This window comes from Acinetobacter sp. UBA3025, assembly GCF_002367915.1.
Classification (GTDB): domain Bacteria; phylum Pseudomonadota; class Gammaproteobacteria; order Pseudomonadales; family Moraxellaceae; genus Acinetobacter.
Map to the genome: position 1 here is coordinate 1 of NZ_DFDO01000310.1, position 7361 is coordinate 7361.

The following is a 7361-nucleotide window of genomic DNA, read 5'->3' on the forward strand; positions in this document are numbered from 1 at the left end:
TGGGGTTCAGCGGACGCTTACATTTGATTGAAGCCTAATAGTCCTTTAGATATAATCAAGTTGAACATACTGGGCGAGTACAAGATCCCTTACTTCCACAACATAGGATTGTAAATAAAGTGTAGTGGCTTGCAAAGCAAGTGGATAAGCTTAAAATTTTAAGTACAAATCAATCCATCACTTGGCATAACTCAAATCTTTGTGCAAACAAAGTTACACGTTACTTATAACTACCATGTACTGACAGTATGTTCACCTCAATTACTAAAAATAAAGAAATGAGCAAGCATCAGCTCAACTACATTTCTATTTTTAATTCAGTTCGGCTTTGTTGTATAAAGAACTGAAAGATAGACTTTGAAAATTATAAAAATCGGAAATTTATGATATAAAAAATGTGCTCGACGATGTCGAAAAGCCGACTTGTTTCCAAGTCGGCTTTTTTAAGCAACTTTGTAATATTCTCTCAATGATAATAGTTTAAAAAGTAGGTATTTATTGATTTTTACTATTTTATCAAAGACTCTATTTCGAAAACTATCCCCCAATTTTTGTGGGTTAAAGCTTACAAAGATATCGGATTTTTTGGGTTATTTGGAATAGGACTAAGTTGCCTAGCAGATTGGTATATATCACAATTTTATGATTTATATAAAATAAGCAAAAAGAATTTCACTATAAGGAAATCATGAGAAAAAAGATCACCTATCTAGCTGGGGCTATGACCATAGTTTTACTAATAGCGGTGATTAAACATGAAAATGAAGTAAAGGGGGATGAACAATTTAGATATTTAGATTCCATAGCATCTAAGCAACCTTAGTAAAATTGCACTTATATTTAGAAATACTAGATCATATAAAAACCATTATTTAACATAAAAACTCTTATGCGAAATTCGGGTGTAAACCGCAAATAAAAGAGCCAGTGCCGACATTTTTACTTTGGAGAAACCGGACATTTCTATTTTGGGCTTACAGATTCTGTTATTCACCAATTAAAATGTCTATGTGATAAACCATTTAAAATGTCCTGTTTTTAACCACAAGAGTCAAGCACAGGATTTAACTTTCTTTGTTCAATAACAGCTTTCTGAGCTTTACGACTCGGCATACTTTTCTTGAGACGGGAACGTTTATTCTGTTTCTCCAACTCTTCATGTTGTTGCTGGATATGCGCCAGAACTGAGCCTAATCTTTTATTCTCAACCACTTCATTCTGCTGTAGTCCAGCCAGTTTATTGAAGACGCTATAGTTGATCTTCCGTCCTTCATGCATGAGGGCCACAGTGCCATCCGGGTACTCCAGAAATGAAATGTATTGCCCAACAAGCTTATGATTCAGCTCTGTCGGTTCAAGCAGATAAATACACTTGTCATAGGTGATGGTTAGGTTCTTCGTGACCTTACGCGGTTCCTGCCAAGTGAATATATCCTCCAGCTCAGCTTCAGATTCCGTTAAAGATCGATGTAAATTCTTCGAGTTTCTCGCACACTTGGCAAACTTCTGATTGAAGTGCTCAATGAAGCAGGGTAGCCATGCATTGGCTTCGGCAATTGAACTGATGCCTTCCAGACGCATCTCCTTGATCAAACGGTCTTGAAGGGTTCTATTCGCGCGTTCTACGCGACCTTTAGCCTGTGGTGAGTTGGCAAAGATAATATCAATATTTAACTCGTTCAGAATCCGCCCAAATTGCGTGATCTGGCTGTCTTTCCTGGATTTCTGATTAACTCTGAATACCGAATGTTTGTCGCTATAAAAGGCCAGAGGTTTGCCGTATTGTTCAATGTAGGCTCGGGTTGAAAGCATATAGTCGAAGGTGGTTTCCGCCTCACAGAAGCGTAGATGCAACAGCTTTCCAGTGGCATCATCGATATACACCAATAAACAGCACTTAGCAGCGCGTCCTTTGAACCAGTCATGATATGAGCCATCAATCTGGATCAGCTCACCGAAGCAATCCCGGTTATAACGTGGCTGATATGGACGTTTAAGGCGCTTGGATCGCGGAATCCAGAGGTCATTGGCCATCATCCAGCGCCGAACCGTTTCTACCGGGATATTCAGGTCAAATATGCTGCTGAGCTTCTCATGCGCCAAGGTAGGTCCAAAGCCCAGCAGATGTTCCGAAATAATGGAAAGACATTTTGATTTTAATAACTCATCATGGCGATGATGGCCAGGTTGACCACGACTGGCATGTGCCAGACCTGAAACACCGTCTTGATTGAGTTTCTGCAATAACCGGGTAATTTGACGAGTGGAAAGATTCAGGATTTCAGCAGCACGGACCTGGGTAATACGATGATCTCGAACGTCTTGCAGAACTGCAAGACGTTGAATTTCCTTGTCAGACATAGTGATCAACATCTCTAATTTATATCCAGTCCAGGATGGTAAAAACCATCATAAACTAGACATTTTTATTGGTGAGAATATAGACACTTTAAATGGTTTCTAACAAACGAAATTTCGTATAACCACCATTATGTTAAATGGAGAGATTACTCTGTTGAGTTTGCACAGTTTAGTAGCATACATTTTCTATCAACCTTACCAACTAAGTTTATAGTTTAGGCTTTCTTAATTTAGCTCTGATGATGGCTGTAACAACTTTGTCACCTGCTCACGGTTTTGGTTTCCCCATTCACAAAGTGGAATCAGTGCTTGTACAAGTGTTTCGCCAAAAGGTGTAAGAGAGTAATCAACCATTGGCGGTACACACTTATAATCATGTCTATTAAGAACATTGATTGCGACTAAATCGCGTAACTGTTGAATCAGCACTTTTTCACTGATGCTTCCCATACTTCTTTTTATTTCAGAAAATCGTAATGGTCCATTCTGAAGATGATAGAGGATTAAAGGCTTCCATTTTCCCCCCATAATTTTTAAAGAAATATCTAAACCACATGATGTATTCATAATAATCTTCCACTTACCTTTTGGTAGGTTCTACTCTTTAAGTAACCTATTGTCTATACTTCTTTTTGTCCAATAGATCTATGTGATATGGCATTGGTTGGCGGAATCCAGACTTAAAGGAATATATGATGCAGAATGATCTTGAGATAATTAGAGAATTATACAATGCAGCTGAAGGTAAAACCCTTGACCTGAATAGGTTTACTTCATTCTTTTCGGATGAGGGATACGTTCTGAATGTTCCAGCTGAAATGGAATTTCGTGGGGAAAATATTGTCATGGTAGCAAGTGGTATGGCTGCAGCATTTCCTGATATTCATCGTGAAATTTTTAGCACTTACGCTATGAATGGTACTGTTGTCGTTGAACTTGCAATTCGCGGTACTCATACTGGGGAACTCGTTACACCTGAAGGAACGCTTGCGCCAACAGGGAAAACGATAGATGTTCCTTGCTGTGATGTATTTCATATTGAGAATGGAAAAATAATTTCTTTCCATTGCTACAATGCTGCATCGATCATGCAGCAGCAGTTGAACTAACTTAAATAGATGATATAAATATTTGAGTGTTGAATATGTAATCAACTATGCAAAGTCTGGCCTTCAAGCTCAAAAATGAGACTGTTATAGTGTTTTAAATAGATTCTCTATTCAGAAGATCTTGATTCAGTCGGATTGTCTTATCTCGGCAGGTTACTATTTTCTAAAATGAAATCATAGAAATAAAGAAGCCCAGATATGAGATCTGGGCTTCTTTATTTCATTAAGTCAGACAAGCCTTTATTTCAAATGTTTTTGAAGTTCAGATCCTGCTTGAGATAGAGCAGTTTTTACCGTTGGCTCATTGCTGAGTGGATTGAGTAGACCATAATCATGGATCATACCGTTATAACGGGTAACGGTTACAGGTACACCAGCTTTATCCAAATGACGTCCAAATGCTTCACCTTCATCACGTAATACATCTAACTCAGCAGTTTGAATCAGTGTTGGTGGGAAGTCTTTCAGCTGCTCATTGCTGGCGCGAAGTGGAGATGCCAGAATATTGTTGCGGTCAGATGCTTTAGTGGTGTAATTATCCCAGAACCATTTCATCATATTTTTGGTTAAGAAGTGATTATTGGCGTAAGTGTTATATGATTCATTATCAAAGTTTGCATCAGTCACTGGCCAAAGCATTACGTTGTAACGGATTTTTGGACCGCCGAACTGCTTCGCTTGCAGCGCTACAGAAGCAACCATGTTACCGCCTACACTGTTACCTACTAATCCTAAACGCGTACCATCCACCCCGATTTCTTTACCGTGCTCAGCCACCCATTTAGTTGCTTCATAAGCTTGGTCAATCGCGACTGGGAAGTGAGATTCAGGGGAAGGCGTGTAATCCACATAAACCGCTGCAGCGCCTGATTCACGCACCAAATCTCGGATCAAGCGTTCATGAGTAGGGAAGTCACCCAGTACCCAGCCGCCACCATGGAAGAACATGAAGACAGGCAGCGTTCCTTTAGTGTTTTCAGGTTTCACGATTTTCAGCTTGATGCTTTGACCTTTGATCTGAATCGTTTTATCAGAGACTTGAGCAGGAGGAAGAACAACGCCTTGCTGAGCTCCAATAAGGACCTGACGAGCTTCTGCTGGAGACATTTGTTCCATAAGCTTGCCATTACCTGAATTTAAGACATCAAGGAACGCTTTAACACCTGCAGTTGGTGCTGGAGCATTAACAGGTTGTGCTGATGCTGCCGCAGATGCGAATACGGCAGAAGTTAATAAAGCAGATACGATTTTCATGGCGCTAACTCACTATAACGGTCGAGAATTTTTTTAAGCAATGTGTTGGTTTCTATCCAGAAGCTGATTTATTTAAATCGCCATTCGGCTAACCTTGTGTACATAATACTTGCACGCAAGTTACTTTTGGTCAAGAATTATTTATAATATTTTTTAGATATTATTTGGAATAGGTTGGTAAAGTTATGAATAACAGCATCTTAGGTGGACAGCTTTGTTTCTCTTTATACTCTGTATCGAATGCATTAACCCGACAGTACCGCCCATTCCTGAAAGAATTTGATCTGACTTACCCTCAATTTGTCGTTCTTCTGGCCTTGTATGACCAAGATAATATTTCTTTAAAAGAGCTCGGTGAAAAGACGTTATTCGACTCAGGAACGTTAACGCCACTGGTACAGAAACTTGAAGCTAAAGAGTTCTTAAACCGAGTATCTGTTGCTGAAGATGAGCGGGTAAAAAAGGTCATCCTGACGGATAAGGCTAGAGGTTTGAAAGAGCAAATTCTGGAAATACCGAATCAGATGCGCTGTTCAATGCGGATGAGTGATGAGGAACTAGAGAATTTAAAACAGCTATCCAAGAACTTATTGCAAGATTTATAAGAATTAATTTTTTAGGAGAACGAATGCTGTTTACATTGGAATCTGAGCAATTGATTTTATTCTTAATAAGGATATCTTCAGCAGTATAAAAAAAGATAAAAGTGAAAAATGTCTCTTGTTGCTTTTAAAGCATACACACAGGCACAGCATTAAGTATTTCTAAAATTAACATAATACACGTTATACGGAGCTGAAAAATTGAATCTATCACATTAACTTTTTATGTATTTTTTAAAATTTAAAACCTAGGCATTGGCCTAGGTTTTTTAATTTCGTATAACAGCCATTATGTTAAATCGCATATAAAAAAATTGACATAAATTAAATTTTATACAATTATATTGCACACAATATATTATTTAAAGGTAATTAAAATGAGTAATCTTTATTCTACCCAAGTTAAAGCAATCGGTGGACGTTCAGGGAATATTCGTAGTGAAGATGGTATCTTAGAACTAAAATTAGCTTTGCCAAAAGAATTAGGTGGTCGAGGTGATGCAACGAATCCTGAGCAATTATTTGCAGCTGGCTATGCTGCATGCTTTGGAAATGCCGTGATCCATGTAACTCGTAGCAATAAAGAACATAAAATCCGTGATAACGATGTAGAAGTCCTGAGTACTGTTGGCATGGTTGCTAATGGCAATGGTGGATTTTCCTTAACAGTACACTTAGATGTCACTCTTTCAGGTATTTCACAAGCTGATGCAGAGAAGATCGTGGAACAAACGCATCAAGTATGTCCTTATTCCAACGCTATTCGAGGTAATATACAGGTATCGACCACTGTCTATACCAAATAAAAAGCTATGTCCAAGAATCAGCTTTGCCTAGATGAGCAACTATGTTTTCCTATTTATGCTGCATCTAATTTAATCGTAAAAGCTTATCGCCCTTTTCTTACACCTCTCGGACTCACTTATCCTCAATATTTAGTGATGTTGGTTTTATGGGAAAAAGAATGTGTAAGTGTGGGTGATCTTGGACAAATTTTACACCTGGATAGTGGGACACTAACGCCCTTACTAAAAAGAATGGAAAAGTCTGAACTTATTAATCGATCACGTGATCCTAATGATGAAAGAAGAGTCCTTATTTCATTAAAAGAAAAGGGTCGAGAGCTACGAGCTGCCGCAGAAATGATTCCTAAAGAGCTGACTCAAAGTATTCAACTTGAAAATTTAAATAAACTAAAAGAAGAATTAAAGTCATTGGTTAAAGTGTTATCAGAGAAAATTTAAGAAATCTTATTATCTGGTGATATGAGTCACTATGATTCTGAAAATTAATTAATTTTTCTAAAATTAACATAATACGCGTTATACGAAATTCTGTTATAAGCCCCATACATTCAAGTTTATTTCTTGCATAAATGTATCCTATAGGATACATTACTCTTATGTACTCAATATACACCACTGAAGTCTTTGATGACTGGTTTACTAAGTTAAAAGACCAGCAGGCAAAAAGGCGTATACAAGTCCGAATTGATCGGGTTGAAGATGGAAACTTTGGAGATACTGAGCCAGTCGGTGAAGGTGTCTCTGAATTACGTTTCTTCTTTGGACCTGGCTACAGGATCTATTACTGTAAGCAAGGGCAAAGGGTCGTTATTCTTTTAGCAGGCGGAGACAAGTCTACGCAAAGTAAAGATATAAAACTTGCCCTACAACTAGCACAAGATTTAGAGGAGGAGCTGTAAATGGCTATCAAACTTCGTAAATGGGACAGTGCTGAACATCTTAAAACAGAAGAAGATATGCAAGCTTACCTACAAGCCTGTATAGATGAATCTAATGGTGATGCGGCATTCATTGCAAAAGCTTTAGGTAATATTGCTAAAGCTAAAGGAATGGCTCAATTATCAAGAGACACAGGTTTAGGCCGAGAAAGTCTTTATAAAGCACTTTCTGGCGATGTAAATCCAAGCTTTGATACTGTCATTAAAGTGGTAAAAGCACTGAATTTACGCTTAGCAATTTAAAAAAAACTAGTAAAAAAGGGAGCTTAAAGCCATTGCTGTCCCACAATT

General features: G+C 38.1%; 9 protein-coding genes. 6 read left to right on the plus strand and 3 right to left on the minus strand.

Annotation, left to right across the window (positions count from 1 at the left end; all coding sequences use genetic code 11):
• Nucleotides 1-1038 precede the first annotated feature (1038 nt).
• A complete protein-coding gene (locus tag B4J23_RS13095; RefSeq protein WP_291361189.1) occupies nucleotides 1039-2373 on the minus strand; it encodes an ISNCY family transposase in 1335 nt (444 codons plus the stop codon).
• A gap of 213 nt (nucleotides 2374-2586) precedes the next feature.
• Entirely contained in the window at nucleotides 2587-2928 is a 342-nt protein-coding gene (locus B4J23_RS13100; RefSeq protein WP_262738919.1) for a winged helix-turn-helix transcriptional regulator, read from the minus strand.
• A gap of 128 nt (nucleotides 2929-3056) precedes the next feature.
• Between B4J23_RS13100 and B4J23_RS13105 the strand changes: the two genes are divergently transcribed.
• Nucleotides 3057-3470 (plus strand): ester cyclase, encoded by a 414-nt coding sequence (locus B4J23_RS13105; protein WP_262738918.1) that lies wholly within the window; start codon nucleotides 3057-3059, stop codon nucleotides 3468-3470.
• Nucleotides 3471-3710: 240 nt separating this feature from the next.
• Here the strand turns inward: B4J23_RS13105 and B4J23_RS13110 are convergent, their stop codons facing one another.
• Nucleotides 3711-4724, minus strand: coding sequence for an alpha/beta hydrolase (locus tag B4J23_RS13110; protein WP_262738917.1), 1014 nt, complete (start codon nucleotides 4722-4724; stop codon nucleotides 3711-3713).
• A 185-nt stretch (nucleotides 4725-4909) separates the two neighbouring features.
• On the opposite strand from B4J23_RS13110, the gene B4J23_RS13115 reads away from it, so the two are divergent.
• The 5 genes from B4J23_RS13115 (at nucleotide 4910) to B4J23_RS13135 (ending at nucleotide 7313) form a co-directional block, all read left to right on the plus strand.
• Entirely contained in the window at nucleotides 4910-5329 is a 420-nt protein-coding gene (locus B4J23_RS13115; RefSeq protein WP_180025083.1) for a MarR family winged helix-turn-helix transcriptional regulator, read from the plus strand.
• A gap of 374 nt (nucleotides 5330-5703) precedes the next feature.
• On the plus strand, nucleotides 5704-6132 hold the full coding sequence (locus B4J23_RS13120) for an organic hydroperoxide resistance protein (protein ID WP_005108699.1): 429 nt from the start codon (nucleotides 5704-5706) through the stop codon (nucleotides 6130-6132).
• A gap of 6 nt (nucleotides 6133-6138) precedes the next feature.
• Nucleotides 6139-6570: a MarR family winged helix-turn-helix transcriptional regulator gene (locus B4J23_RS13125; RefSeq protein ID WP_005108698.1), complete on the plus strand. Its 432-nt coding sequence runs from the start codon at nucleotides 6139-6141 to the stop codon at nucleotides 6568-6570.
• Between the two features lie 158 nt (nucleotides 6571-6728).
• Complete coding sequence (locus B4J23_RS13130) at nucleotides 6729-7031, plus strand: type II toxin-antitoxin system RelE/ParE family toxin (protein WP_000286964.1); 303 nt, start codon at nucleotides 6729-6731, stop codon at nucleotides 7029-7031.
• A complete protein-coding gene (locus B4J23_RS13135) occupies nucleotides 7032-7313 on the plus strand; it encodes an addiction module antidote protein (RefSeq protein WP_000985610.1) in 282 nt (93 codons plus the stop codon). It abuts the gene before it with no gap.
• Nucleotides 7314-7361 lie beyond the last annotated feature (48 nt).